Below are 13,008 nucleotides of genomic sequence, written 5' to 3'. Positions count from 1 at the left end.
TCGGCCGGTCGGACCGGCCGATCATCGGAGCGGCACCTCAGCTGGTCAGCCAGGTCCTCAGCCGGTCCTCGGTCTCCGCGATGGCGCTCAGCGAGCAGTGCTCCTCCCGCTTGTGCGCGAGGTTCGGGTCACCGGGGCCGTAGTTGACCGCCGGAACGCCCAGCGCGCTGAACCGGGCGACGTCGGTCCAGCCGAACTTGGCCCGGGCCTGGCCGCCGGTGGCCTCCAGGAAGGCCTGGGCGGCCGGCTGGGCGAGCCCGGGCAGCGCGCCCGGGGCGAAGTCGGTGACGGTCAGCTCGAAGCCGTCGAAGACCTCGCGCACGTGCTTCTCCGCCTCCGCCTCGCTGCGGTCCGGCGCGTAGCGGAAGTTGACCGTCACGACGCACTCGTCCGGGATGACGTTGCCGGCCACGCCGCCGTCGATCCGGACGGCGTTCAGGCCCTCCCGGTACTCCAGTCCGTCGATCTCCACCCGGCGCGGCCGGTAGTCCGCGAGCCGGGTGAGCACCTCGGCGGCGTGGTGGATGGCGTTGTCACCGAGCCAGCTGCGGGCCGAGTGCGCGCGCACGCCGGTGAGCCGGATCTGCGCCCGCAGGGTGCCCTGGCAACCGCCCTCGACGACCGCGCCGCTCGGCTCCATCAGCACCGCGAAGTCGGCGGCCAGCCAGTCCGGGCGCTCCCTGGCGAGGTGGCCGAGGCCGTTGCGGTGGGCCTCCACCTCCTCGCAGTCGTAGAACACGAAGGTGAGGTCGCGGTTGGGCTCGGGCAGGGTGGCGGCGAGCCGCAGCTGGACGGCGACGCCGGACTTCATGTCCGAGGTGCCGCAGCCGTAGAGCAGGTCCCCCTCGACGTGGGAGGGCACGTTGTCGGCGATCGGCACGGTGTCCAGGTGGCCGGCGAGCAGGACGCGCTCGGGGCGGCCGAGGGTGGTGCGGGCGACCACGTTGTTGCCGTACCGGTCCACGGTCAGGTGCGGGTAGCCGCGCAGCGCGGTCTCCACGGCGTCGGCGAGCGCCTGCTCGTCGCCGCTCACCGACGGGAAGTCGACGAGCCGGGCGGTCAGCGCGCCGCCGTCGAGGGTGAGGTCCAGGGGCGTCGGGTTCGGGCTGCTCATGGCGCCAGCCTAGTCCGCGGGGTGTGCGCCCCGCGTGGCGCTTGCGTGACGCGGGACGCGGCGGCCCGCCCCGGAGCGAGCGGGCGGGTAACCGCAACCGGGTGGCGCCGCACACCCGTCCGAGTGGGTACGGTGTCGGATCAAGAAGCAAGGCGCGAGAGGGGCGACGGTGGCCAGGAGAAAGAGCGGCGAGGAGCTGGGCGAGGAGTTGGCGCCCCCCCGCCGCGGTCCACTGCGCGCGCTGTTGCTCGTGATCGTCGGCCTGCTCGGCCTCGCGCTGGTCGCGGGACTGGCCGTGGTCGGCATCTGGTGGTTCGGCTTCAAGCAGGGCGAGCCCGAGGGCTGCACGGTGAAGACCGCGGCCGGCAGCGGCACGCTGGAGCTCCCGCAGGCGGCCAACGCCGCGACGATCGCCGCGGTGGCGCGCTCGCGCGGGCTGCCGGACCGGGCGACGGCGATCTCGCTGGCCACCGCGATGCAGGAGTCCAAGCTGCGCAACCTCGCGGGCGGCGACCGGGACTCGATCGGCCTCTTCCAGCAGCGGCCCTCGATGGGCTGGGGCACGGCGCAGCAGATCGGGGACCCGGTCTACGCGACCAACAAGTTCCTGGACGGCCTGGTCAAGGTGCCCGGCTACACCCGGCTGCCGCTGACCGACGCGGCCCAGGCCGTGCAGAAGAGCGGCTACCCGCAGGCGTACGCCAAGCACGAGACCAAGGCGACGCTGCTCACCTCGGCGCTGGCCGGCCGGGAGCCCGGTTCGTTCTCCTGCGTGGTGCGCGATTACGCCAAGCCGGATCCGGCCGACTCGTCCTCCCCCACGGCGAGTGCCTCCGTCTCCCCGGCCGCCTCCCAGCCCACCGCCGCGGACCGGGCCCAGGTGCTGTCCGACCGGGTGCGCCGCGAGTTCGGCCGCACCGTGACCCCGGCCACCGGGTACGCCTCGACCATCAAGGGCGCCGAGAACGCGGTCTCGCTCACCCCGGACCCGTCCGCCGCCGCGCTGACCTCCTCGGCCGACGGAGCCGACGGCGGGATCACCGCCGAGCGGGCGAGCGGCTGGGAGGTCGCCCACTGGGCGGTCGCCCAGGCCCAGCAGCTGGGCATCGCGACGGTCGCCTACGACGGGAAGATCTGGCGCAAGGCCAAGTCGGAGGACGGCTGGCAGTCGCAGACCTCCGGGACGTCGACCAAGCTCGTTCAGGTCACCCTCGCCACGTCCGACAAGGGCTGACGAACCGACGTTCGGGTGGCCGCCGGACGGGTGAACCCGGTCAACCGCGGTGGACCGGGAGCCCGCCGTGGCGGCCCCGCTGGAGAACCGTCACTCCCCTTGCCCGGGGCCGGGTCCACGGGGGCCGTACGGGCCCGCCAGGCGCCGTCACGCCGGTCCTACGATCCGATGGTCGGTCAGACACTTTCCTGATCCAGGCCGAAACCTTCTGGCTCCTCAAGCGGTAACACCGTCAGTCCGCCCGGCGGACGTGACGGACCCAGACCCTCCGAGGAGCCCCATGTCTCACCCCCTCACGCGACGGATCGCCAGCGCCGCGCTGCTCGTGGCGGCCGGCGCGACCCCGCTGGTCGCGGCCGGCTCCGCGTCCGCCCTGGGCGGCGACGCCCTGCTGCCCAAGAGCGACCTGGTCGCGCCGCTGGGCCAGCTGACCAACACCGACACCGGTTCCACCCTCCAGCACACCACCCACCAGCTGGGCCAGGCCGCCGGCAGCACCGGCGCCGCCACCGTCGCCGCGGGCGTACCGGCCTCCGCCGACGCCGCCGGCAACATCGTCGCCCACCAGCTCCCCGAGGCGAACGAGAAGGCCAGCTCGCTGACCGCCCCGGTCGACCAGACCGCCGCCACCACCGGCCAGCTCTCCGCCGTCACCCCGAAGGTCGCCTCCGCACTGGCCGGCAAGCTCGGCGAGGCCGTCACCGGCAAGGGCGTCGGCACCCGCAGCGCCGCGGCCAGCCCGGTCGGCGGGCTCGCCCAGACCGGCTCCATCGCCAAGGGCCTGCCCGGCGCCGACAAGCTCGCCGGCGCCGTCCCCGGCACCAACGCCGTCACCGACGCGCTGCCGCTCGGCTCCGTCGCGCGCGCGCTGCCCGCCCTGCCCGCCACCGACGTCCTGGGCCTGGCCGAGCACGGCTCGGCCAACCGCCTCGGCGGCGCCGACCTCGGCCCGAACAACCCGCTGTCCGGCCTCACCGGCGCGCTCGGCCCGATCGGCGGCCTGCTGGGCGGCGTGAACGGCGGCAGCATCAGCGGCCTGCCGCTGTAACCCGCCCCGGGTACGGCGAAGGGGCCGGTGTTCCGTTCGGAACACCGGCCCCTTCGGCGTCGGTCAGCGGGCCGCGTTCAGCCGCTCCACGGCCGCGGCCACCCGCTCGTCGGTCGCGGTGAACGCGACCCGGACGAAGCGCTCGCCGGCCGGCCCGTAGAAGTCACCGGGCGCCACCAGGATGCCCAGTGCGGCCAGTTCGGCCACGGTCTCCCAGCACGGGCGGTCCTGCGTCACCCACAGGTAGAGGCTCGCCTGCGAGTGCTCGACCCGGAAGCCGTACGCCTCCAGCGCCGCCCGCAGCGCCGAGCGCCGGGCCGCGTACCGCTCCCGCTGCTCCGCCACGTGCGCGTCGTCCGACAGCGCCGCGATCGTCGCCGCCTGGACCGGCGCCGGCACGATCATGCCGCCGTGCTTGCGGACCTCCAGCAGCTCCCTGACCACCACCGGGTCACCCGCCACGAAGGAGGCGCGGTAGCCGGCCAGGTTGGAGCGCTTGGAGAGCGAGTGGACGGCCAGCAGGCCCTCGTGGCCCTCGCCGCAGACGTCCGGGTGCAGGACCGAGACCGGCTCGGCGGACCAGCCCAGCTCCAGGTAGCACTCGTCGCTGACCAGCAGCGCCCCGTGCTCCCGGGCCCAGGCGACCGCCCGGCGCAGCTCGTCCCCGCCGAGCACCCGGCCGGTCGGGTTGGACGGCGAGTTCACCCAGAGCAGGCGCACCCGCGAACCGTCCAGCTCGTCCACCGAGTCGTACTCGACCGGCTCCGCGCCGCACAGCCGCGCGCCCACCTCGTACGTCGGGTAGGCCAGCCGCGGGTAGGCGACCTGGTCGCCCGGGCCGAGGCCGAGCTGGGTCGGCAGCCAGGCCACCAGCTCCTTGGAGCCGACGGTCGGCAGCACGGCCTGCGGGCCGATCTCGGCGCCGCAGCGGCGGTGCAGCCAGCCGGCGATCGCCTCGCGCAGCTCCACCGGGCCCCACACCGTCGGGTAGCCCGGCGTGTCGGTGGCGGCGGCCAGCGCCTTCTGGATCACCTCGGGGACCGGGTCCACCGGGGTGCCCACCGAGAAGTCGCAGAGACCGCCCGGGTGGGCCAGCGCGGTCGCCTTGTACGGCTCCAGCTTGTCCCAGGGGAAGACCGGCAGGAGGTCGGAAACGCGGCGCGCCGCCCCCGGGTGACCCGGGAACGGCGCGCGCGTGCTGTTGGTGTTCACAGCTCAGATGCCACCGATCGTCAGTGGTCGGCGTTCTGCGGCGGCAGAGCGGCGATGAAGGGGTGGTCGCGCTCGATCAGACCCAGCTTCGAGGCGCCACCGGGCGAACCCAGATCGTCGAAGAACTCGACGTTCGCCTTGTAGTAGTCCTTCCACTCCTCCGGGGTGTCGTCCTCGTAGAAGATCGCCTCGACCGGGCAGACCGGCTCGCAAGCGCCACAGTCGACACACTCATCCGGGTGGATGTAGAGCGATCGCTCGCCCTCGTAGATGCAGTCAACCGGGCACTCTTCGATGCACGCCTTGTCCTTCACGTCGACACAAGGCTGCGCGATGACGTAGGTCACGCTGTCGTTCCTCCTCGGAAGGGCCGTGGCGGCCCGTTCTGTTCTGCTCGCGTGCGCGGTGAGCGCGGCGTCGTCGATGCCCGCCCCTAGTATCGCGGGTCGGAGACCGCAAATGCACAGGAGGTGCCCAGATGACGGCAGGCGGCCCGGCCCAGGACCGTCCGGAGGTCCGGATAGATCGCTCTGACGTGGGACGACGCGTGTCCGTCCGCCGCCTCTCGGGGTTCGTGGACGACCGTCCGGTGTTCCGGGATTCGATCGGCGTGCTCACATCGTGGGACGATCATGGACTGACGGTCGCCCCGCGGACCGGCGACCCCGTCTCCTTCGCCGAGAAGCTGCTGGTCGCGGGCAAGGTCGTGCCGCTCTTCCCGGCCCGGCGCGCGCCGCTGCCCGCCGCCACACCCGTCGAGCTCCAGCGGATCGCGGCCCGCGGCTGGCCCGCCGTCGAACAGGAGCCGCTCGGCGCGTGGACGCTGCGCGCCTCGGCCGGGTTCACCCGGCGCGCCAACTCCGTCCAGGCGCTCGGCGACCCCGGACTGCCGCTGCCCGACGCGCTCGCCGCCGTCCGCCGCTGGTACGCGGCGCGCGGCCTTCCCGCGTACGTCGAGGTGATCACCCCGGGCTCGCCGGACGAGCTGCGGGCCGAGCTCGACCGGCTGGGCGCCGGCTACGCGCCCACCCTGGTGCGTACCGCCCCGCTGGCCGGGCTCGCCCGGACCGGCTCCGGGCCCGAGCGGGTCCGGCTCGCCCGGACCGCCGACCCGGCCTGGCTCTCGCTCTACCGCCGGGTCGGCGAGGACGAGGCGCTGGAGCAGGCCGCCCGGCAGGTGCTGCATGGCGGGCCGTCGGTCTGGTTCGCCACCGTGCCGGGCGCCCCCGGACAGCCGCCGCTGGCGATCGGACGCTGCGTCATCGACGGGCCCTGGGCCTGCTTCGGCGCGATCGAGGTCGCGCCGTACGCCCGGCGGGCCGGGCTGGCCACGACCGTCATGGCGGTGCTCGCCGCCCGGGCCGCCGAGGAGGGGGCGACCGGCGGGTACCTCCAGGTCGAGGCGGACAACACCGGGGCGATCGCGCTCTATGACGGACTCGGCTTCACGACCAGTCACACTTACCACTACGCCCTTCTCCCCCAGGGGTAGCACCGCCCGCCCGCACCGCCGCCCCGCCCGCCCGCCCGCCGCTCCTCGCCCGCCTTTGCCCGCCCGCCCGCCGCTCCTCGCCCGCCTTTGCCCGCCCGCCCGCCGTACGAAAGCCGTCGCCGTCACCGTGACCGAGCAGAGCAGAGACCGCTTCCGGACCGCCGCCCGCGCCGAGCATCCCGACCCGGTGCTGCTCTGCCTGCTCGCCGCCGCCGAACACGGCCCGGTCCTCGACCCGGACGACCCCGGGGAACCGCCCAGCGTGGACGCCCTGCTCGCCGCTTGCGAGGCCGCCCTCGACCGGCACGCGAGCGCCGTCCGGCTCGCCGTCGCCGAACGCGCCCCCGCCGGCCCGGAGGAGACCGCCGCCCTGCTCGCCGCCGTCCTCGGCGGGCGGGAACGCTTCCACGGGCGGCAGTCCGACTACCGGCGGCTCGAATCCTCGCTGCTGCCCGACGTGCTGCGGCGGCGGCGCGGACTGCCGATCATGCTGTCCCTAGTGTGGATGGCGGTCGGGCGGCGGGCCGGGCTCGCCGTCCACGGCATCGCGCTGCCCGGCCACGTCATCGTCGCCGTCGGAGGGCCGGGCGGCGGCGACGAGTACGTGCTCGCCGACCCCTTCCACGGCGGGCGGCTGCTCGACCCGGACGACGCCGAGCGCCTGGTCCGCGGCGCCGGGCAGGAGTTCAGCCCCGACCTGCTCACCCCCGCCCAGCCGCTCGACCTCGTGCTGCGCGTGCTCGGCAACATCCGCGCCTGGGCCGCCGACCGCCCCGAACACGCCCGCACCCAGCTCTGGGCCACCGAACTCGCCCTCCTACTGCCCCGCCATCCCGCCCAGCTCCGCCTCGAACGCGCCGAACTCCTCGTCCGCACCGGCGACTTCCTCGGCGGCTCGGCCGAGATGGACGCCTTCGCGCAGATCCTCGACACCTTCGACCCCGACACCGCCGCCAAGGTCCGCCAGGAGGCCCGGGCCGCCCGGCACCGGCTCAACTGACGACCGCCCGGGAACGCGCTCGGAGCCAGTCGGGAGCGCGCTCGGAGCCGGCCGGGGGCGCGCTCAGAGCCAGCCCTTCTCCCGGGCGATCCGCACCGCCTCGGTGCGGTTGCGGGCCTCGGTCTTCTGGATCGCCATCGACAGGTAGTTGCGGACCGTCCCCTCCGACAGGTGCAGCCGCCGCGCGATGTCCGCGTTCACCGCCCCGTCCGCCGCCGCGCCCAGCACGTCCCGCTCGCGCGCCGTCAGCGGGTTCGCCCCCTCCGCCAGCGCGGCCGCCGCCAGCACCGGATCGATCACCCGCTCCCCGCGCAGCACCCGGCGGATCGCCTCCGCCAGCTCCGAGGCCGGCGCGTCCTTCACCAGGAACGCGTCCGCCCCCGACTCCATCGCCCGCCGCAGGTACCCCGGCCGACCGAAGGTCGTCGCGATCACCACCCTCGTCCCCGGCGCGTTCCGGCGCAGCTCAGCGGCCGCCTCGATGCCCGTCATCCCCGGCATCTCGATGTCCAGCACGGCCACCTGCACCTCGTGCGCCAGCACCGCCGCCACCACCTCGTCCCCTCGCCCCACCTGCGCGACGACGTCGATGTCCCCCTCCAGCCCGAGCAGCGCCGCCAGCGCCTCCCGGACCATCCCCTGGTCCTCGGCGAGCAGCACGCGGATCAGGGCCCCGTTCTGAATGTCGCTCATGCCCACGACCTTAGAGGGGCGCCGGAGAGGCTGCGGGCGGTATTCGCCTGGCTCGCCGAAGCCCTGCGGGCCAGACTGGCCGCATGCTGAACCTGGAGCGCCTCCGCCCGGACCACGCCGACGCCCTGCTGGCCTTCGAGCGCGCCAACCGCGCCTGGTTCGCGCGGACCGTTCCGGACCGCGGCGACGCCTACTTCGCCGAGTTCCCGGCCCGCCACGCCGCCCTGCTCGCCGAACAGGACTCCGGCGTCTGCCGGTTCCACGTCGTCCTCGACGCGGCCGGCGCCGTCCTCGGCCGCGTCAACCTCGTCGACATCGCCGACGGCACCGCCGAACTCGGCTACCGCGTCGGCGAACACGCGGTCGGCCGGGGCGTCGCCACCACCGCCGTCGCCCACCTCTGCCGGCTGGCCGCCGCGGACTACGCCCTCACGTCGCTGACCGCCGTCACCACCCTCGACAACCTCGCCTCCCAAGCCGTCCTCACCCGCAACGGCTTCACGGTCGTCGCCGAACTCACCCTCGACGACCGCCCCGGCCTCCGGTTCAGCCGCTCCCTCACCGACGGCCGGGCCTCGGCATAGGAAGTCGGCCCGGCCGACTTCCCACTCCGGATGCGGGTCAGAGCCAGCGCTGGGCGGCCTCGACACTGTCGGAGCCACTGGTGTTGAAGGCGATGGCGGCCTGCGGGGCGTGGCGCCGGACGAGGTTGACGACGAGCTCGAAGAAGGGCAGGGCGGGTTCGGGCTTGCGGATGCCGCCGCCGATGACGACGACGTCCCAGTCCCGACCCGCGAGGGCGGCGGTGATCGCGGGCCCGGCCGTCTCGTCGGGAGCGACCAGGGCCATCGCCGCGTCGATGCCGTGGTCGGCGAAGCGGGCGAGTTCGGCGTCGAGAACGGCCCGCAGGCCGTCGCCGTCCATGCCGGGGACGGTGTGCGGGTCGAAGCCGAGGATGAGTGCGGTAGCCATGCCGGGGAGGACGGTCAACCCGACCGGCCGGGTTCCGTGCCGGCCGGCGCGGTGACCGTCCGCAGCGGGACGAGGGCCCGGAGCCGGAAGCCCCGGCCCCGCTCGCCCGGCCCGGCCTCCAGCCGCCCGCCGACCAGGGCCAACCGCTCCTCCAGGCCCGAAATCCCGTTGCCCGGCTGGGACTTGCCCGGTCCGCGCCCGTTGTCGGCGATCTCCAGGACGGCGTAGCGCTCGCCGCCGCCCTCCCAGCTCTCGTCGGCCGTGACGGTGCAGACGGTGGCGCCCTCGCCGTGCCGGACGATGTTGGTGACGGCCTCGCGCAGGGCCCAAGCCAGCGCGCCCGCCTCCTCGTCGGCGAGCCCCGGCCAGGTGTCGGCCAGTTCCGGCGCGGCCTCCAGCCGGACCTGTGCGGCGGCCAGCGCGGTGCGGGCGGCGGCGAGTTCGACCGGCAGGGTGGGGCGGCGGAAGCCGGTCACCGCCTCCCGGACGTCGATCAGCGACTGCCGGGCGACCTGCTCGATGTCGGCGACCTGCGCCCGCGCCGCCTCGTCCTTGCCGGCGTCCATGAACCGCCCGGCCAGTTCGCTCTTCAGCGTGATCAGCGACAGCGAGTGCCCGAGCAGGTCGTGCAGGTCGCGGGAGAGGCGCAGCCGTTCCTCGGACGCGGCCAGGTGGGCGACGGCGGCGCGGGCCTCGCGCAGCTCCTTCATGGTGGCGACCAGCCGCTGCATGCCGGTCATCGCGGCGCCGGCGAGGAAGGAGGTGAGGGCCAGGGTGGGGATGGTGTCGCCGCCGGCGTGGCTCAGCACGCCGACGGTGGCGGTGAGCACGGCCATGGCGGCGACGCCGGGCAGCGCGTAGCGCACCGGCAGGACCACGGCGACGCACACCGAGGCGTAGGTGAAGAGGGTCAGGAAGGCCTCGCCGAGGACGAAGGCCGACACGGTCGCGAGCGCGACCATCGTCGCGACGATCAGCCGACAGGCCCGGGGCCGCATCCCGACCATCGAGCGGAAGATCACCAGCAGGACGTAACTGCCGACGAAGACCGCCAGGCAGAGCCAGCCGAACACCCGGGCGGCCGTCCCGTGCCCGCCGTGCAGGAGGTTGCCCACCGGGTAGGCCAGGTAGATCGTCCACAGCAGCATCCAGCTGACCTTGACCAGCAGTTGCCGCCTGGTCTCGATCGGCGAGCCCGGGACGGTCATGAACGACGTGCGCGCCGGACCCGCCTCCGGCTGCTCGTCGGATCGGCGGGTCTGGCGCGGCTCGGTCATGTCGGTCATCATGCCTGGCGGGTGTCGCGGCGGTACAGCGCCGCCGCGGCGACGACGAACACCACGAGGAAGGCGGCCAGTCCGGCGACCGCGCCGGTGTCCAGGGAGTGCCCGGGCCGGGTGAACGCGGCCAGTTGGTTGTACAGGTACACCGGATTGAACCGGGCGAACTTCTCCAGCGAGCCGCTCACCGGGAACCACGTCCCGCCGAACAGCGCCATCACCATGTAGGTGATCATCACGATGGTCTGCACCGAGTCCGGCGCCGCCGCGTACCCGAGCGCCACCCCGAGTGCCGCGAACACGAAGCTGCCCAGCCACAGCGCCGCCGCCAGACCGGCCCACTGCGCCGCGCCGAGCGACACGCCCTGGACCGCGCCGAGCGCGAAGACCACCAGGATCGCCGGCAGCGTGGTCACCGAGCTCGCGGCGATCTTGCCGAGGGTGTACGCCCGGCCGGGCAGCGCGGTGAGCCGCAGTTGGCGCACCCAGCCGCTCTTGCGCTCCAGCGAGATCCGCTGCGCGCTGCCGGTGAGCACCGCGCCGACCGCGCCGAAGGTGGCCATCGAGACCATGAAGTAGGTCTTCACCGACAGCCCGCCGGCCAGTGGGGAGGAGCCGTAGGCGTGGGTGAAGAAGAAGTACATCAGCGCCGGGAAGGCGATGGTGAAGACCAGGTAGCGCCGGTTGCGGAAGGTCCGCAGGATCTCCAGCCGGATCAGGGTGGTCATCGCACGGTCTCCTTCGCGTCCTCGTGCCGGTCCTGCGCGCCGGTGATCGTCAGGAAGGCCTGTTCCAGGCCGAGGCCGGTGACTTCCAGCCCCCGCGGATACAGGCCCGCCCGGTAGAGCCCGGCGACGCTGGCGTCGGCGTCCGCGGTGCGGATCCGGACGGTCCGCACGCCCGGCACCCGGGCGGTGACGTCCAGGGACTGCACGCCCGGCAGCAGGCGTAGCACGTTTTCGTCGAACTCCCCGTCCACGTCGTGGAGTTCGAAGGCGACTCGGCGGGCTCCGGCGCGCGCCTTGATCTCGGCGGAGCTGCCGTCGGCGATCAGCCGGCCCCGGTGCAGGACGAGGACGCGGTCGGCGATCGAGTCCGCCTCCTCCAGGTAGTGGGTGGCGAACAGCACCGTGCGCCCGGCGTCGGCCTGTGCCCGCATGCTCGCCCAGAACGCCTGCCGGACGGTGACGTCCATGCCGGTGGTGGGCTCGTCCAGCACGATCAGGTCGCTGTCGCCCGCGATCGCGAGTGCGAAGCGGACCCGCTGCTCCTGGCCGCCGGACAGCTTGTCGGCCCGGCGCTCGGCCAGTTCGGTGATCCCGGCGTCGGCCAGCACCTCCTTGACCGGCCGGCCGCGCGGGTGCACGGCGCGGGCGAGCTCGACCAGCTCGCGGACCTTGGCGTCGGCCATCAGCCCGCCGCTCTGCAGCATCGCGCCGACCCGGCCGGCCACGATCGCCTCCCGCGGGGTGCCGCCGAACAGCGTGACGCTGCCCTGGTCGGGCTGGCGCAGGCCGAGCAGCAGGTCCAGGCTGCTGGACTTGCCGGCGCCGTTCGGGCCGAGCAGGGCGACGGTCTCGCCCGGGCGCAGCACGAGGTTGAGGTCGTCCACGGCGCGCACCCGCCCGTAGCTCTTGCCGACGCCGCGGAAGGCGGCCACTTCGGTGCTCATCGCCCTGCTCTTCTCTCCTGGTGGTGTCGCGCCCGTGGTCGCGATCGGTGTCGCGATCGGTGTCGCGATCGGTGTCGTTCGCACCACCTCAGAGTCCCGTGCGGGCAGGGTGCGGCGGCAGTGTCCGCCGTCGTGCCTTCGGTATGACGGATGTCATGGCTACGGCCGGTACCCGGGTCAGGGGTACCGGCCGCACAACCGCAGGTCAGGCCGGTTGTCAGAGGCCCAGCGCGCGCTTCACGAAGTCGACCTGGAGCAGCAGCAGGTTCTCCGCGACCTCCTCCTGCGGCGTCATGTGCGTGACGCCGGACAGCGGCAGCACGGTGTGCGGGCGGCCGGCCGCGAGCAGCGCGGAGGACAGCCGCAGGGTGTGCGCGGCGACCACGTTGTCGTCCGCCAGGCCGTGGATGATCATCAGCGGCCGCTCCAGCCCGGCGGCGTAGCCGGTCAGCGAGTTGGCCGCGTACACCTCGGGCCGCTCGGCCGGGTGGCCGAGGTAGCGCTCGGTGTAGTGGGTGTCGTACAGCTCCCAGTCGGTCACCGGGGCGCCGGCGACGGCCGCGTGGAAGACGTCGGGGCGGCGCAGCACGGCGAGCGCGGAGAGGTAGCCGCCGTACGACCAGCCGCGGATGGCGACCCGGCCGAGGTCCAGCGGGAACTCCTCGGCGAGTGCCTGCAACGCGTCGGCCTGGTCGTCGAGGGTGGCCCCGGCGAAGTCGAAGGCGATGGACTTCTCCCAGGCCGGGTTGCGCCCGGGGGTGCCGCGCCCGTCGGCGACGACCACGGCGAAGCCCTGGTCGGCGAACCACTGCGAGTTGAGGTGCGGGTTGTGCGCCTGGACGACGCGCTGGCCGTGCGGGCCGCCGTACGGGTCCATCAGGACGGGCAGCAAGCCGTCCCGCTCGCGGTCGTAGCCGGTGGGCAGGAAGACGGCGGACGGGATGCGGCGCTCGCCGGCGAAGCGGAACACCGGGCGGGCGGTGATGACCGGGGTCTCGGCGTAGGAGGCGATGGTGGCGACGTCGTCGACGACCACGCCTTCGGGCAGGTCGCGGGCGACCTGGACGAGGGTGCCGGGCAGGTCGGGCTCGGCGGTGGCGCGCACGGTGATCCCGCCCGCGTGCACGGCGCTGGTGACGGAGGTGAACGGACGGCCGTTGGAAGACTCCCAGCCGAGCCGCTTGCCGTCGTGGCTGATCCGGCCGACGGCGATCCAGCCGGGCTCGGGGTCGGTCTCCGCGGCGCCGCCGGAGGCGGTGAACAGCACCTCGGCGTCGGTGACGGCGACCAC

At 74.2% G+C, this 13,008-nt stretch carries 14 protein-coding genes; 5 read left to right on the top strand and 9 right to left on the bottom strand.

The genetic code is table 11. The annotated features are described in order from the left end of the window. Positions 1-37: 37 nt before the first annotated feature. On the bottom strand, positions 38-1,114 hold the full coding sequence (gene dapE / locus ACFVHI_RS20605; protein ID WP_380341380.1) for a succinyl-diaminopimelate desuccinylase: 1,077 nt from the start codon (positions 1,112-1,114) through the stop codon (positions 38-40). Positions 1,115-1,283: 169 nt separating this feature from the next. Here dapE and ACFVHI_RS20600 point away from each other — a divergent pair, with 169 nt between their 5' ends. Next, a complete protein-coding gene (locus ACFVHI_RS20600) occupies positions 1,284-2,348 on the top strand; it encodes a hypothetical protein (RefSeq protein WP_159398441.1) in 1,065 nt (354 codons plus the stop codon). 280 nt (positions 2,349-2,628) lie between these two features. Then, on the top strand, positions 2,629-3,396 hold the full coding sequence (locus ACFVHI_RS20595) for a hypothetical protein (RefSeq protein ID WP_063347939.1): 768 nt from the start codon (positions 2,629-2,631) through the stop codon (positions 3,394-3,396). 63 nt (positions 3,397-3,459) lie between these two features. Here ACFVHI_RS20595 and dapC read toward each other — a convergent pair whose 3' ends face one another. Both dapC and fdxA read right to left on the bottom strand, forming a co-directional pair. Continuing rightward, a complete protein-coding gene (gene dapC / locus ACFVHI_RS20590) occupies positions 3,460-4,608 on the bottom strand; it encodes a succinyldiaminopimelate transaminase (protein ID WP_063347940.1) in 1,149 nt (382 codons plus the stop codon). A gap of 20 nt (positions 4,609-4,628) precedes the next feature. After that, positions 4,629-4,955, bottom strand: a complete 327-nt coding sequence (fdxA, locus tag ACFVHI_RS20585) for a ferredoxin (protein WP_030061559.1) — start codon at positions 4,953-4,955, stop codon at positions 4,629-4,631. A gap of 200 nt (positions 4,956-5,155) precedes the next feature. On the opposite strand from fdxA, the gene ACFVHI_RS20580 reads away from it, so the two are divergent. Both ACFVHI_RS20580 and ACFVHI_RS20575 read left to right on the top strand, forming a co-directional pair. Then, on the top strand, positions 5,156-6,100 hold the full coding sequence (locus ACFVHI_RS20580; RefSeq protein ID WP_380341376.1) for a GNAT family N-acetyltransferase: 945 nt from the start codon (positions 5,156-5,158) through the stop codon (positions 6,098-6,100). Between the two features lie 127 nt (positions 6,101-6,227). After that, entirely contained in the window at positions 6,228-7,100 is an 873-nt protein-coding gene (locus tag ACFVHI_RS20575; RefSeq protein WP_350879909.1) for a transglutaminase-like domain-containing protein, read from the top strand. A 63-nt stretch (positions 7,101-7,163) separates the two neighbouring features. Here the strand turns inward: ACFVHI_RS20575 and ACFVHI_RS20570 are convergent, their stop codons facing one another. Then, a complete protein-coding gene (locus tag ACFVHI_RS20570; protein ID WP_063347943.1) occupies positions 7,164-7,793 on the bottom strand; it encodes a response regulator transcription factor in 630 nt (209 codons plus the stop codon). An 83-nt stretch (positions 7,794-7,876) separates the two neighbouring features. Between ACFVHI_RS20570 and ACFVHI_RS20565 the strand changes: the two genes are divergently transcribed. Then, entirely contained in the window at positions 7,877-8,377 is a 501-nt protein-coding gene (locus ACFVHI_RS20565) for a GNAT family N-acetyltransferase (protein ID WP_380341372.1), read from the top strand. Positions 8,378-8,414: 37 nt separating this feature from the next. Here ACFVHI_RS20565 and ACFVHI_RS20560 read toward each other — a convergent pair whose 3' ends face one another. The 5 genes from ACFVHI_RS20560 to ACFVHI_RS20540 all read right to left on the bottom strand — a co-directional run. After that, entirely contained in the window at positions 8,415-8,765 is a 351-nt protein-coding gene (locus ACFVHI_RS20560) for a hypothetical protein (RefSeq protein WP_063347945.1), read from the bottom strand. 14 nt (positions 8,766-8,779) lie between these two features. Continuing rightward, positions 8,780-10,042: a sensor histidine kinase gene (locus ACFVHI_RS20555; protein WP_380341369.1), complete on the bottom strand. Its 1,263-nt coding sequence runs from the start codon at positions 10,040-10,042 to the stop codon at positions 8,780-8,782. 8 nt (positions 10,043-10,050) lie between these two features. Then, positions 10,051-10,773 (bottom strand): ABC transporter permease, encoded by a 723-nt coding sequence (locus ACFVHI_RS20550; RefSeq protein WP_063347946.1) that lies wholly within the window; start codon positions 10,771-10,773, stop codon positions 10,051-10,053. After that, positions 10,770-11,717: an ABC transporter ATP-binding protein gene (locus ACFVHI_RS20545; protein ID WP_063347947.1), complete on the bottom strand. Its 948-nt coding sequence runs from the start codon at positions 11,715-11,717 to the stop codon at positions 10,770-10,772. Before ACFVHI_RS20545 ends, ACFVHI_RS20550 begins: the two co-directional genes overlap by 4 nt. 217 nt (positions 11,718-11,934) lie before the next feature. Further along, on the bottom strand, positions 11,935-13,008 hold a 1,074-nt coding region (locus tag ACFVHI_RS20540; protein WP_380341365.1), incomplete at its 5' end, for a S9 family peptidase.

The sequence above is a fragment of the Kitasatospora sp. NPDC127121 genome (assembly GCF_042677305.1).
GTDB lineage: Bacteria > Actinomycetota > Actinomycetes > Streptomycetales > Streptomycetaceae > Kitasatospora.
Note: the sequence above shows the minus strand (reverse complement) of the source record. Positions and strands in the feature narration are given on the sequence as shown.

What these genes read in the sequence shown, in the direction of transcription:
- ACFVHI_RS20555 (WP_380341369.1), bottom strand. Translation starts at nt 10,042, where the DNA reads ATGACCGAGCCGCGCCAGACCCGCCGATCCGACGAGCAGCCGGAGGCG.
- dapE (WP_380341380.1), bottom strand. Translation starts at nt 1,114, where the DNA reads ATGAGCAGCCCGAACCCGACGCCCCTGGACCTCACCCTCGACGGCGGC.
- ACFVHI_RS20550 (WP_063347946.1), bottom strand. Translation starts at nt 10,773, where the DNA reads ATGACCACCCTGATCCGGCTGGAGATCCTGCGGACCTTCCGCAACCGG.
- ACFVHI_RS20565 (WP_380341372.1), top strand. Translation starts at nt 7,877, where the DNA reads ATGCTGAACCTGGAGCGCCTCCGCCCGGACCACGCCGACGCCCTGCTG.
- ACFVHI_RS20545 (WP_063347947.1), bottom strand. Translation starts at nt 11,717, where the DNA reads ATGAGCACCGAAGTGGCCGCCTTCCGCGGCGTCGGCAAGAGCTACGGG.
- ACFVHI_RS20570 (WP_063347943.1), bottom strand. Translation starts at nt 7,793, where the DNA reads ATGAGCGACATTCAGAACGGGGCCCTGATCCGCGTGCTGCTCGCCGAG.
- ACFVHI_RS20560 (WP_063347945.1), bottom strand. Translation starts at nt 8,765, where the DNA reads ATGGCTACCGCACTCATCCTCGGCTTCGACCCGCACACCGTCCCCGGC.
- ACFVHI_RS20595 (WP_063347939.1), top strand. Translation starts at nt 2,629, where the DNA reads ATGTCTCACCCCCTCACGCGACGGATCGCCAGCGCCGCGCTGCTCGTG.